Consider the following 13038-nt stretch of genomic DNA (forward strand, 5'->3'; position numbering starts at 1 on the left):
AGAGTGTATGAGCAGAATTCTTATTGTTGAGGATGAAGAGGCAATTGCTGACCTTGAGAAAGACTATTTAGAGCTTAGTGACTTCGAGGTAGCTATCGAGAACACGGGAGACGCAGGGCTGCGCACCGCACTTGCCGAAGAATTTGATCTTATCATCCTGGATCTTATGCTTCCGGGAATGGATGGATTTGAAGTATGTAAGCACATCAGAGAAAAAAAAGATGTGCCGATTCTCATGGTTTCCGCCAAGAAGGATGATATCGACAAAATACGAGGACTGGGACTTGGTGCAGATGATTACATCACTAAGCCTTTCAGCCCGTCAGAGCTTGTGGCCAGGGTTAAAGCGCACATGGCAAGATATTCAAGACTTGTGGGCTCAGGACACGAGACAAATGATTTTGTTGAGATAAGAGGCCTTAAGATAGACAAGACTGCAAGAAGAGTATATGTGGATGATGAGGAAAAGAGCTTTACAACAAAAGAGTTCGACCTGCTCACATTCCTTGCTGAGAACCCCAACCACGTATTTACCAAGGAAGAATTGTTCAGAAAGATCTGGAACATGGATTCCATCGGTGACATCGCAACGGTAACGGTTCATATTAAAAAAATTCGTGAGAAAATTGAATACGATACATCAAACCCTCAGTACATCGAGACAATCTGGGGCGTAGGATATCGATTCAAAGTTTGATTTTGTAATATGCAGTACAGAAGAATTCTTTTGACATTTTATATGATATTGCTCTCCGCTTTCCTTCCTGTATATATGAGAGACGGATACTATATGCTCGGGGAAGAAAAGGGAGTCATGTATATGATAATAAGCGCTGTTACGGCAGCTCTTATTATTTTGGCATACCTTCCCGACATTTTCGGAGAAAGAGAGAAAAAATCTGATACTGCAAGTATCGTTAAGGCATTTGTCTGCATTAACCTGATAAATCTTGTTTTTTCCCTGGATAAAAAAGTTAGTTTTTTCGGGCTTGAAGGATGGAGAACAGGTTTTGCGACAATGTTTCTTATGCTGTTTTTTTGCGCTGCTTTTTCAGAGGGCGCGATTTTAAACAGATATACTTTAGCCGCTGTCTTCGCGGTGCCTTTTATCATAGCAATTCTTGTAATAACGGAGAGATTTGGAATTAATCTTCTCAGAGTTTCAGGTACGGAACCCTCTTTTGTGGCATGTGTCGGTAATATTAACTGGTATGCGGGGTATCTGTCTGTTTTTGTCCCAATCGGAGTAGGATTTGCCGCAACGCGCGAGGTCTATGGAAAGCAGTTCTATCTGTGGAGTGTCTACAGCGTTGTAATGATAATGTCTCTTTTTGTACAGGGGAGCGAGAGCGCGATTTTGATCCTTGCCGGAACGTACGGACTTCTTATCTGGTATGCCCTTTATGAAAAAGAGAGATTACTGGCGCTGATCATCCAGTTCTTTTTACTCGGAATGGCAATGTTCGAGGTTAAGATTCTATTGGGGATATTTCCGGGAAAATATACATACACGGACAATATTCTTATCCATATCTGCGACATGAATGTTGGGATAGTTCTCATGGCAGCATCACTTTTTGTATACAGAATAGTAGCGCTCTTTAAAGAGAGCCCTGAGAAAAGCTGGAATGGTGAGAAATATAGGAAAAGATATATTGTTATTTCCGCTATCCTTGCGATTTCTGCGATTGCTTTCGTGGCCTACAGATTTGATGAGCTTGCGCAAAATGGCAGAGGAATAATCTGGCGCATGACTATAGATATGTATAACGGTCTTTCTCCTTTCCGAAAAGTTGTCGGGATAGGAAGAGACTGCTTTGGTTCTTATGTTTATTCGGATCCGAATAGGGCAGAGCTTTTAAAGGAAACGTTTGGAGCAGGGAACAGACTTACCAATGCTCACAGCATTATTCTTACGGAACTTATAGAAGGCGGTCTGTCCGGCGTTATGTGCATGATCTTTATTGCTTTTTATGTGCTTAACAGCCTTAGAAAATGTGATACAGAAAAGGAGCCCACAGCAATTATCTGCGCGCTCCCTATAGTTTCTTATTATCTTAACGGAATGATTTCTTTTTCCCAGATTCTTTCAACGCCGTATATGTTTATCTGCCTGGGACTTGGATTATATGTGGCAAACGGCGAACAATCATAGATCCGGAACAGGAATCGTTTCATCAAGTTCATGGAAAAATGTTCTTGTTTTTATTATTCCGCGAACTGCGTCATTATATTCATAAAGGAAATGTTCGTTGATATTTTCCTTTCCATACATCATTACACGGCCGGAATAAGCTTGAAGAATCGAGATATACCGCTTATCCTGATCGAACATGTTCAGAATTTCATCTTTTCTGCGGCGGGGATGTTTTGCTGCAAATTTTCTGATATCTATCTGCAGATCAACAGGAAGATCTTTTTCATTTTCATGAACTGCGTGGAGAATCTGGTCGTACTTCTTTTCATCGATCTTTTCAAATCTGTCGACAAATTCCATACAACAACCGTTGTCAGGTAAAAGTAGCCGTACTCTGTCATCTGCTATGACATCTTCTACGACTGCGACAACATTGGGAACAACGGGCTTTCCGCTGTAATCGAGAATAATGACTTTATCACCCTTTTTATACATAGCCACCTCATTTTTTCTGTGAAAATTGACAGCCGATGTTACACCTCCATTATAACATAATAATTAACATGATTGCGAACTATTTTTGTCATTTTTAAGTTATTTTTAGGTTGAGCTAATAAAATTTTTAAGGAGGTGAAAAACTCAGTCGGAAAGGAGAAGGAATGGCAGGGTTCAAAGATGTTTTTCAAAGAATTGAAGTTAAATATCTGCTTGATGATGAGCAATATACACAGCTCATGAAAAAGCTTGAAAATATGGCCAAAGTAGACAGCTACGGAAAAACTTCCATCCAAAACATTTATTTTGATACACCTGACTTTAAACTGGTCGAAAGATCTCTGGAGAAACCCGTTTATAAGGAAAAGCTTCGACTAAGAAGTTATGGAACGGCAAAAGATGACACAACATCTTTTATTGAGATCAAGAAAAAGTTTGAGGGAGTCGTCTACAAAAGAAGAATTTCCATGCCATATTCAGAAGCTGTTGACTACCTTATGAATCATAAGGAGCCAAAGGAAAAGTCGCAGATCTCAAATGAGATAGACTATTTCCTCAAGTATTACAAGGGGCTTGCCCCGGCAATGGTTATTTCGTATGACCGAATTGCAATGGTAGGAATAAACGATCCAGAACTTAGGATCACATTTGATACAAATATCAGATGGAGAACAGATAAACTTAGTCTCAAGGAAGGAAATGCGGGAAAGGAAATTTTGCTTCCGGGACAACACCTCATGGAACTCAAGATCGCGGGCGCTATGTCTCCTGAACTGGCGACCATCCTTGATGAATTGAATATCAGAAAGACATCTTTTTCCAAGTACGGAAGAGGATATCTTGAGTATATGTATGGCCAGACGCTTGAAATGGCGAATAAAGGTATCATACCTAAGAAAGAAGACAAATCTAAGATTGTTGCACTGCGTAGAGCGGTATGACAAAGACATAATGACAAGTTGAAGGGAGTATTGACAGCATGACAACGACAGACATAGTTTTCGGCACAATAATGCCTAATGGCACGATTACAGGTTTGACATTCATTATCTCTATTCTTTGTTCTTTGGCAATTGGCGTATATATAGCTTTTATGTACACCATAAAAAATGATTACACCGGTAGCTTTGTAATGGCACTTGCACTGATACCGGCAATCGTACAAGTCATCATCATGTTGGTAAACGGAAACATCGGAGCCGGAGTCGCGGTGGCCGGAGCATTCTCATTGGTTCGATTCAGATCGGCACCGGGATCGGGAAAAGAGATAACAAGTATATTCCTTTCAATGGCGGCAGGTTTGGCAACCGGAATGGGATACGTTGGTATAGCAGTTATCTTTGTAGTAGTTATTACACTCGCAAATCTGCTCTTATCGAACATTAGCATGTTTAGCGGTGCTAACGGAGAAAAATTTCTTAAGATCACAGTCCCTGAAGGACTTGATTTTGAAGGAATATTTGATGACATATTTGAAAGATATACAACAAAGGCTGAGTTGATGGACGTAAGGACCACAGCAATGGGAAGCCTTTACAGATTGAATTATAAAGTTGTAATAAGATCCAAGGTTTCAACAAAGAGTATGCTCGACGAGATGCGAGAAAGAAACGGAAACCTTGAAATTATCTGCTCGAGATCTATATCTTCAAAGACTGAGGAATTGTAATCTCGAAAAACACTTTTTTCTTGCTCGACGGATGAACGAAACCGAAATGGTAGCAGGCAAGACATACATTGTTCTTGTGAGTCTTTTCGGAATATTCAAGAGATTCTTTGGTTCCGTACTTACGGTCGCCGAGGATCGGATATCCCATGTGAGCAAGTTGCACCCTGATCTGGTGGAAACGCCCGGTCTGAAGCTTTATTTTCAAAAGCGATGAGTTTTCATCTCTTTGCATAACCTCATAGTCAAGGACAGCTTTCTTTATCTCTCCGGAAAAAATACGCTGTTCTTGGCCCTTACCCAGGATGATGGTCTGGTTCTTTAGTGAGTTTGCCTCCTTTCTACTTACTACAAGCGCCAGGCCATCATTCTGTTTTCTTACAAGAAGATTTTCAAGATGTCCTGTGTCATCTGCTACATTTCCGTAGCAAAGTGCGTAGTAATACTTATCTGTGGTGTGCTCTTTTATCTGTTTTGCTATAAAGGAAGCTGCCGATTTATTTTTGGCGATGACAACAACACCCTCTACCGGCTGATCAAGTCTGTAGAGAGTTCCGACGTACGGCGGTTTGCCGGTTTTACCTTGTGCTCTGTTCTTGCGCGCAAGGTAATTTCTTACGTTGCTAACAAGGTCCATCTTTCCGACTGTTGCGCCTTCTGTCGCCATGCCGGTGGGCTTGTGGCAAACGATTATATCATCATCTTCATATATTATCTTAAGTGTTGTATCCATAGTACCTACTTGTTTTTCTGATTATTTCTGGCCTGTTGTTTTGGAAGAGTAACGACAAATCTGATAATTTTGTCGCCGTCGCGAAGTGCTTCAATGGTTCCCCCGTGCGAAGTAACTATAGCTCTTGCCACGGAAAGACCAATCCCGTAGCCGCCTGTTTCTCTGCTTCGTGAGTAATCAGCTCTGTAAAACCTGTCAAAAAGCCTGTCCAGATTACCGTAAGGAATTGTATCACAGGTGTTTGAAACTTCAAATACAATATGCTTGTCTACAGATAAAAGAACGTGGATACTTCCGTTTTTGGAAGAATACTTGAATGCGTTGTCCAGCAGAAGGCAGGCAAGTTGATTGATGGAAGTTTTATTGCCTAAGATACGAATTCCGTCGGGAATATCAATTTTGTACAGTTTATCTTGTGATTCTGCGATGGGTTCAAAAGAAATTGCAGCATCTTTGAGTGTTTCGCTAAGATCAAACTCTGTGAAGACAACATGCATGCGCTCTTCATCCATTCTCGAAAGAGTCAGCATATTTTTTACCAGGCTGTTCATTCTTTTGAGCTGATTCCTTATACTTGCAGTCCATTCGTTCTTTCCCTGTTCAAGTTCCAAAACATCGATATCTGCTGAAATCACGGCAAGAGGAGTTTTTAGTTCGTGACCTGCATCGGTGATAAATCTTTTTTGCTTCTCCAGGGATTCAACAGCGGGAGCAACAGCTTGTCCTGAAAAAAGAAATACAAGGATGAACATTGCAATAAGAGCAAGCAGGCCGATTGCAACAGATTGTATCAGGAGCTGTTTGGAATTTATGATCGCAGTGCTGAGATCCAGAAATATTATCAGCTTGGAGCCTTCCGGTTCGTCTGCTATCAGATATCTGTAGGAATGATAAAAACCCATTTTTTTGGAAGCTTTGGAATACAGATCTTTAGCATATTCCTCGGCAGTTGTATATGAAACGGAAGCGATGTGAATAGTATTTATCTTGATTATATTTGCGGAAGAATCCATCCTTACCCAGAAATATCGCGATTGAAAAGGAGTCTCCGTTGAATGATTAAAATTTATATCATCCCAGTCAAATGCATTGGAATTATTTAAAGAAGGTCTTTTCTTAGGGGCAGCACTCTTTGTCGGAAAATATCCGTCGTTTGATGCAAGAGTTTCGAGAAGCGTATCTGCATCAGAAACAACCTGATGCATGTTAATGGCATTTATGATGCCTATCATCGTAACAAGAATCAGGAGCAGCGATAAAATTGCGGTTATAACAAATTTTTTTCTTAGTTTATCTACCATCTTATTACAGCTCCGGTTTATCCAGTTCGTTTATAGAATATCCGACTCCTCTGGAAGCCTTGATCTCACAGGTTGCGCCAAGTGACAGAATCTTTTTGCGCAGATTCGAGATATATACCCATACTACGTTTACGTCAGCCTCGCCGTCTGCCCATATATGTGACATAAAAGTGTCAACAGATATAATCCTTCCCGGAGAATCCATGAGCATTTCCATCATCTGGAATTCACGTCCGGCAAGGCGGATCTTATCGTGGTTTGGGGTAAAAAGTTCATATACATTTCTGTCTAAAGTCAGATTTCCGCAAGTGAGATTAACAGGCGAAAAATCTGATTTTCTGCGCAACATTGCACGAACTCTGGCAAGAAGTTCTCCCATGTCAAAGGGCTTGGTGAGATAGTCGTCTGCTCCAAGATCGAGTCCTTTGATACGATCGTCAATTTCAGATTTTGCGGTCAAAAAAAGAACGGGAGTTGATATTCCTTTGCTTCGCAGCCGTTTAAGGACTTCCGTTCCGTTAAGTCCGGGCATCATTATGTCTAAAATTATACCGTCGTAATTTCCCGTTATTGCATAGTCTAAAGCATCCGTCCCGTTGTATACGGCATCTACGGTGTAGCTGCTGTGTTTCAATATAGCTACGAGAGCGTTGGATAATTCTTTTTCGTCATCAGCAAGAAGCAGTCGCATGTTTGAACCTCCGCAAAAGAGCTTTCCTATTTAAGATAATTTTACCATAATGAGGCTATGTTTAAATACAAATATATGTATAAAATATGAACGATTTATCAATAGTTTAGTCATTTTCAGTCCATATTTTTAATGTAGAATATTTTTAAATGATTTTATGGGAACAGGGAGTCAGAAAATGCATAGAAAAAGAATATTCTCCTTAACAATAATCTTAATAATGGCATTTTGTATTATCTTTAATATGGCCGCATGGAAAAGTGCGGCCTTTTCTGACTTCTACGTCGCGAATATATATCCTAAGCTGACATCGGCATACGGATCGCTCACAAGTCGCGTAGGTTTTTCCGTTGGAGAATGCATGCTGGTGTTTCTGGTTATATTTATTGTTTTTGCGCTGGCATTTTTGATCGTACACACGGTCTTTTTGATATATTCAAAGAAGGTTACGGAGAAAGGGAAGGGCTTTCTTTCTGCAGAAAAAGTTTTCAGGAAGATCTCGGGAATTCTCTATAGAGTATCACCGGTACTTATGGCTGTTGTATGTACAATAATGTCGCTTAACTGCTTTATTCTGTATCATACATCAAAGCTTCAAGTGTCAGATGTGGGATTTACCAAGGAATATGATCTTGCGCAGCTTGCGGAGCTTAGAGATTCTGTGGTAAAAAAATGCAACGAATTGGCCAAAAAGGTTCCGCATGACGAATACGGAAATGTTATTTATGAAGGAAACATGCAGGAGACAGCTATTTTGGCAATGAAGAATCTGGAGGGTGAGTTTCCGAGACTTGGTGGATATTATGTAACACCCAAGCCGCTTCATTTCTCAGGATTTATGAGCCAGCAGTATATGCAGGGATACTATTTTCCGTTTTCAATGGAAGCAAACTATAATGATGCGATGTCTATAATGAATAAGCCTTTTACAATGTGCCATGAGCTTGCTCATACTCACGGATACATATATGAAGATGAGGCGAATTTCCTTGGATTCCTGGCTTGCATAAGATCCGATGATATTGTCTTTGAGTACAGCGGATATCTGGGAGTTCTTAATTATATAAACAACGATTTTTACAAAGCCGTGAGCAAGGAAGAATACAATAAACATGTGAAGATCTCTGACAGAGTAAAGTACGACAATCAGTTTTTGACAAAAGAGGCGTGGGTAAAAGTTGAGAAAAAAGCTGTAGTAAAGACGGAGACAGTAAAAAAGGCAGCGGAGAAATTTATAGATACAAATCTTAAGGTGAACGGAGTACTTTCAGGAAAGGTAAGTTATTGTCATGTGGTTGCACTAATCATGGATTACTATTACAATGAGCCCGAGTATGCAGAAAACGAATCGGGGGACAAGGTATGAAAAATAGTAAGATATTTTTTATGGCAGGAACGCTGATGACGGCGCTCCTGCTTGTTGCGTGTAAGCCTTCTGAGGAAAAGCTTAATGAGGCAGAAGCGACCAGGGGAGCATTAATAGAAGCCAAAAATAATGCCGAAAATACATATCTGGATATAACGGATTCGAGTCTTAGAGGATTGCTTGATCAGCTTGCCGAGAAGGAAGCTGATATTGAGAAGGCGAATTTCAATAAGATGAGTGACAGTATGATAGACATCTATCTTTTGAAAGTAAATGAACTTTCGGAAGAGTATGCTACCGTGCAGCAAGCTCTTGACGCCATACTCAGTGAAGAAAATGCCAAGAGAGAAGAAATGGCAAAGAATGCAATGATAAGTGCCTATATCTTAAATGATACAGAATATAATCTTACGGAGGTAGTACTTCACGATATTACAAGTGATGTATGTTCTGCAAATCTACTTGGAGAGGGAGTTGCGCTTAATTCCGGATATTCGCTCATGGGTGTCGACTTAGAGATAAACAATGAAAGTACAGAATGGGAAATGCTTCTAAAAGATGAGGATGGAAATACCTATGCGATTCCTTGCGGTGATTTTAAGCAAGTTTCACCGGAAGGTATTTGCATTACTTTAAAATATGATTCGGGAGCCGGAACCGGCTCTGCTGACCTCGAAAATTACTAGAATTTGTAAGAATTGCACAAAATATTAAGGAAATCTTAAGATATTATGCAACGTTTTGTCGGTGACATTCTTCTATTCACAATATATAATCTATAACTGTACTGAAGCAATTGTTTGCAATAATTCGTAATTGCAAAGTATGCAGAAAAGAGGAGAATATATTATGAAGAAGAATATCGTTACATTACTTTCAGTTTTAACACTTTCAGCAGCAGTTCTTGCTGGTTGCGGTGAGGCAGCTGACGCAGCTACAGAGGAGACATCAGTAGAGGCATCAGTAGAAGCTTTCTCAGTTGAAGAGGCAGCTACAGAAGAGACAACAGAAGAAGCTACAGACGCATCTTCAGACGCTTCATCAGACGCTTCATCTGAGGCATCTTCAGACGCTTCATCAGAGGCATCTTCAGACGCAGCAGCAGACGCTTCATCAGCAAAATAATAACTAATTCAATTAGATTTTTTAAACAACAGGTAACACTAGTTTAATCAATTGCTTTAGTCAGTACATAAAAAAGCCCCGGTGCAAATGCATCGGGGTATTTTTTATTGAATAAAGCAACTCTTTGTTCTATCATAGGAAGTTGCTTTTTTAATAAGAAATGCCTATGGCGTCTATAAGGGCACCGATAACAGTTCCTATAAGAAATAGAAGAATAGCAATTCTTATATTTTCTTTTTTATTGTCATTAACTCTGAACAGTATCAAAAGTCCGATTCCGGCTCCAACCAAAAGACCGGACATCATGGTTCCCAATGTGATCATCTTATCAAGATACAAAGTTGTGATGATAACAGATGCTGCACAGTTGGGGATAAGTCCTATAAGACCTGCAAGAATGTGGCTGATCACAGGACTTGTCTTAAGAAGTGCTGATAATTTGTCTTCACCTATAAGCTCAATCGCAAATCCCAATATCAAAGTAAGAACAAGAACAAAAGCAAAAATGTGGAACGTATGAACAAATGCAGATTTCACAATCCCGATAAAACCGCTGTGATCATCTTCCTCGCAGTGACAATGCTCTTTTTCGCACAGGGCATTTATCTGGACGGGATCGTCAAGCCTCTTATTATGAGTGAGATGATGCCAGTGAACAACGGCATCTATAACAAATCCGGCAATGATTCCGATGACTGCCTTGATTATCAGTATCTTTATCATAATTCCTACAGGAATCTGTTCAGATATGAAAAGCGGTATCATTTCGTCCGAAGTCGAAAGATAGATAGCGATAAGTGTTCCTAGCGTTATTACTCTGCCCGCATACAGGTTGGATGCCGCGGCAGAAAATCCGCACTGCGGAAATACACCGATAAGTCCGCCCCATAAAGGTCCGAAGTATTCTGTTTTTTGGACAATCGCAGACGTATATTCCTGAGTCTTGTGCTCCAGATATTCCATTAAAAGGTAAGTTATAAAAAGAAAGGGGAGTATCTTAAGAGAATCGATAAGCGCGTCCATGACAACATCAATGACAAGTTCCATGAATTAACTCCTTGCTGTTAAGAAAGAAAAAAGGGTAAAAAAAAATCAGTAAAGCGGGTGATGGGAATCGAACCCACGTATCTAGCTTGGAAGGCTAGTGTTCTACCATTGAACTACACCCGCACGGTACTGACAAGATTGTATTTTAATTACTTTTAAGTGGTATGTCAAGGGGTTTTATGATAAACTTTACATTGTTTTTAAAATTGACAATATAAATTTGCGGTGTTATCATATTTCCTACCAACTTAGTAGGAAAACACGGAAAGGAAAATTATCATGTCAGATGCGTCTTTATTACAGGTAAAAAACTTATCTGTATCAATAGATAACGAGTTGCCGATTCTGCACAAGATCAATTTAGATATAAAGCCCGGAGAGACTCATGTACTCATGGGACCAAACGGAGCAGGAAAGTCCACACTTGGATATTCCCTTATGGGTAATCCTCATTATTGTGTAACAGAGGGAAATATCCTTTTTGACGGACAGGATATTACAGATATTTCTGCAGATAAGAGAGCAAAGGCAGGAATGTTCCTGTCATTCCAGAATCCCTATGAGATTCCCGGAATTTCACTCAGCAGTTTTATAAGAAATTCTTTCCACGCCCAGACAGGTGCACCTGTTAAGCTTATGGCTTTTCAGAAGTCACTTAAGGCAGCAATGGAAGTCCTTTCCATGGATGAGGCTTATGCGGACAGAGACCTTAACGTTGGTTTCTCAGGTGGTGAGAAGAAGAAAGCAGAGATCCTTCAGCTTCTTATGCTTAATCCCAAACTTGCGATCCTTGATGAGACGGATTCGGGACTTGATGTTGATGCTGTAAGAACAGTATCCAAGGGCATTCAGGAGTATCAGAAGAAAAAGGACGGAGCACTTCTTATAATCACACACAGCACCAAGATTCTTGAGTCATTGCACGTTGATTATACACATGTGCTTGTTAAGGGCAAACTTGTTTGCACAGGAGACGGATCTCTTGTTGAGGAGATCAATGCTAACGGATTTGAGAAATTTATCTCAGAAGCTGAATAATATTGGCCGGATAACAGAGGATTGATATGAGCGAGAATAAACAGAAAGTGGTCGAGATAGACCGCAGCGCATATGAATTTAAAGATATAGAGACAGAAAAAGACTTCTACAGGATGGAGGAAGGTCTTGATGAAGAAACTGTATTAAAGGTTTCTGCGGAAAAGAACGATCCTGAATGGATGAGAGATTTCAGACTCAAGTGCTTGAAACTTTACAACGAGATGGAGATGCCCAAATGGGGCCCAAGTATTGAAGGCCTTGATATGGACAGGATCACATCGTATGTAAGACATAAGTCTGATATGAAGAATAACTGGGAAGATGTACCCGAGGATATTAAGAACACTTTTGAAAGACTCGGTATCCCTCAGGCAGAGAGAGAATCTCTTGCCGGTGTGGGCGCTCAGTACGATTCAGAGCTTGTATATCACAATGTAAAAGATGAGGTTGCGGCTCAGGGCGTTATATATACAGATCTTGAGAGTGCTATGAGGACAGAATACGCAGACATGATAAAGAGCCACTTTATGACTCTTATACCGCCTACGGATCACAAATTTGCAGCGCTCCACGGAGCGGTATGGTCCGGAGGCTCATTTGTATATGTGCCCAAGGGAGTCAAGGTAGATATCCCCCTTCAGTCATATTTCAGACTTAATGCGGCAGGAGCGGGACAGTTTGAACATACTCTCATAATTGTTGATGAAGGTGCAGACCTTCACTTCATAGAAGGATGTTCGGCGCCAAAGTACAACGTGGCCAATCTTCACGCGGGAGCAGTTGAGCTCTTTGTGGCAAAGAATGCGAGACTTCGCTATTCAACAATCGAGAACTGGTCCAAGAATATGTACAACCTTAATACCAAGAGAGCTCTTATCGAAGAGAATGGAATCATGGAGTGGGTATCGGGATCGTTTGGATCTCACACGGGATATCTTTATCCTATGACTATTCTTAAGGGCGATCATTCCAAGATGGAATTTACAGGAATTACTTTTGCCGGAAAGGGACAGAACCTTGATACGGGAGCAAAGGTAGTACATCAGGGAGTGGGAACTACATCCGTTATCAATTCCAAGTCTATTTCAAAGGACGGTGGAATAGGAACATACAGAAGCAGTGTTGTGATCCAGAGTTCAGCCAAAAAGGCAAAAGCTTCGGTTTCCTGTGATTCACTTATGGTTGACAGCATTTCAAGAGCAGATACCATTCCGGGAATGGACATCAGAACTGACGATGCTGATGTAGGACATGAGGCTAAGATCGGAAGAATCAGCGATGATGCTATTTTCTATCTTATGTCCAGAGGAATCAGCGAAGAAGAAGCTAAGGCTATGATCGTGAGCGGATTTGCCAATCCTGTTTCCAAGGAACTTCCGCTTGAGTATGCCGTTGAGATGAATAACCTTATTAAGCTTGAGATGAGCGGACATTGAGAA

14 protein-coding genes and 1 tRNA gene are annotated in these 13038 nt (G+C 40.5%); 9 read left to right on the forward strand and 6 right to left on the reverse strand.

What is annotated here, in order from left to right:
• Window positions 1-7 precede the first annotated feature (7 nt).
• Entirely contained in the window at window positions 8-697 is a 690-nt protein-coding gene (locus T356_RS0104495) for a response regulator transcription factor (RefSeq protein WP_026513464.1), read from the forward strand.
• Window positions 698-727: 30 nt separating this feature from the next.
• Window positions 728-2155 carry an O-antigen ligase family protein gene (locus tag T356_RS0104500; RefSeq protein ID WP_197020873.1) on the forward strand — a complete coding sequence of 476 codons (1428 nt, stop codon included), beginning with the start codon at window positions 728-730 and terminating at the stop codon, window positions 2153-2155.
• On the opposite strand, the gene T356_RS0104505 is transcribed toward T356_RS0104500, so the two are convergent.
• Window positions 2150-2632 (reverse strand): hypothetical protein, encoded by a 483-nt coding sequence (locus T356_RS0104505; protein WP_026513466.1) that lies wholly within the window; start codon window positions 2630-2632, stop codon window positions 2150-2152. The genes T356_RS0104500 and T356_RS0104505 overlap by 6 nt on opposite strands.
• 164 nt (window positions 2633-2796) lie before the next feature.
• On the opposite strand from T356_RS0104505, the gene T356_RS18370 reads away from it, so the two are divergent.
• Both T356_RS18370 and T356_RS0104515 read left to right on the forward strand, forming a co-directional pair.
• Window positions 2797-3573: a polyphosphate polymerase domain-containing protein gene (locus T356_RS18370; RefSeq protein WP_081777741.1), complete on the forward strand. Its 777-nt coding sequence runs from the start codon at window positions 2797-2799 to the stop codon at window positions 3571-3573.
• Between the two features lie 38 nt (window positions 3574-3611).
• Window positions 3612-4301, forward strand: a complete 690-nt coding sequence (locus tag T356_RS0104515; protein ID WP_035780401.1) for a DUF4956 domain-containing protein — start codon at window positions 3612-3614, stop codon at window positions 4299-4301.
• Here T356_RS0104515 and T356_RS0104520 read toward each other — a convergent pair.
• Genes T356_RS0104520 through T356_RS0104530 form a run of 3 tightly spaced genes read right to left on the reverse strand, consistent with a single transcriptional unit; the run spans window position 4273 to window position 7023 of the window.
• A complete protein-coding gene (locus T356_RS0104520) occupies window positions 4273-5031 on the reverse strand; it encodes an RluA family pseudouridine synthase (RefSeq protein ID WP_026513468.1) in 759 nt (252 codons plus the stop codon). The genes T356_RS0104515 and T356_RS0104520 overlap by 29 nt on opposite strands.
• Before the next feature lie 5 nt (window positions 5032-5036).
• Window positions 5037-6332, reverse strand: a complete 1296-nt coding sequence (locus T356_RS18375) for a sensor histidine kinase (RefSeq protein ID WP_051563144.1) — start codon at window positions 6330-6332, stop codon at window positions 5037-5039.
• 4 nt (window positions 6333-6336) lie between these two features.
• Window positions 6337-7023, reverse strand: coding sequence for a response regulator transcription factor (locus T356_RS0104530; RefSeq protein ID WP_026513469.1), 687 nt, complete (start codon window positions 7021-7023; stop codon window positions 6337-6339).
• Between the two features lie 178 nt (window positions 7024-7201).
• On the opposite strand from T356_RS0104530, the gene T356_RS18380 reads away from it, so the two are divergent.
• From T356_RS18380 to T356_RS0104545, 3 genes are all read left to right on the forward strand, one after another.
• Window positions 7202-8389 (forward strand): DUF3810 domain-containing protein, encoded by a 1188-nt coding sequence (locus T356_RS18380; RefSeq protein WP_051563145.1) that lies wholly within the window; start codon window positions 7202-7204, stop codon window positions 8387-8389.
• Window positions 8386-9075, forward strand: a complete 690-nt coding sequence (locus T356_RS0104540; protein ID WP_026513470.1) for a hypothetical protein — start codon at window positions 8386-8388, stop codon at window positions 9073-9075. The genes T356_RS18380 and T356_RS0104540 overlap by 4 nt, the downstream gene beginning before the upstream one ends.
• 163 nt (window positions 9076-9238) lie before the next feature.
• The gene (locus T356_RS0104545) at window positions 9239-9514 is read left to right on the forward strand and encodes a hypothetical protein (protein ID WP_026513471.1); all 276 of its coding nucleotides are present in this window, start codon (window positions 9239-9241) and stop codon (window positions 9512-9514) included.
• A 150-nt stretch (window positions 9515-9664) separates the two neighbouring features.
• Here the strand turns inward: T356_RS0104545 and T356_RS0104550 are convergent, their stop codons facing one another.
• Together T356_RS0104550 and T356_RS0104555 are read right to left on the reverse strand one after the other, a co-directional pair.
• Window positions 9665-10561, reverse strand: a complete 897-nt coding sequence (locus tag T356_RS0104550; RefSeq protein ID WP_026513472.1) for a putative manganese transporter — start codon at window positions 10559-10561, stop codon at window positions 9665-9667.
• A 52-nt stretch (window positions 10562-10613) separates the two neighbouring features.
• Window positions 10614-10684 (reverse strand) — tRNA-Gly (locus T356_RS0104555).
• A gap of 156 nt (window positions 10685-10840) precedes the next feature.
• Between T356_RS0104555 and sufC the strand changes: the two genes are divergently transcribed.
• Both sufC and sufB read left to right on the forward strand, forming a co-directional pair.
• Window positions 10841-11599, forward strand: coding sequence for a Fe-S cluster assembly ATPase SufC (gene sufC, locus T356_RS0104560; protein WP_026513473.1), 759 nt, complete (start codon window positions 10841-10843; stop codon window positions 11597-11599).
• A 26-nt stretch (window positions 11600-11625) separates the two neighbouring features.
• Entirely contained in the window at window positions 11626-13035 is a 1410-nt protein-coding gene (sufB, locus tag T356_RS0104565; RefSeq protein WP_026513474.1) for a Fe-S cluster assembly protein SufB, read from the forward strand.
• Window positions 13036-13038: the final 3 nt, after the last annotated feature.

The organism is Butyrivibrio sp. LB2008 (assembly GCF_000621565.1).
Lineage (GTDB): Bacteria > Bacillota > Clostridia > Lachnospirales > Lachnospiraceae > Butyrivibrio.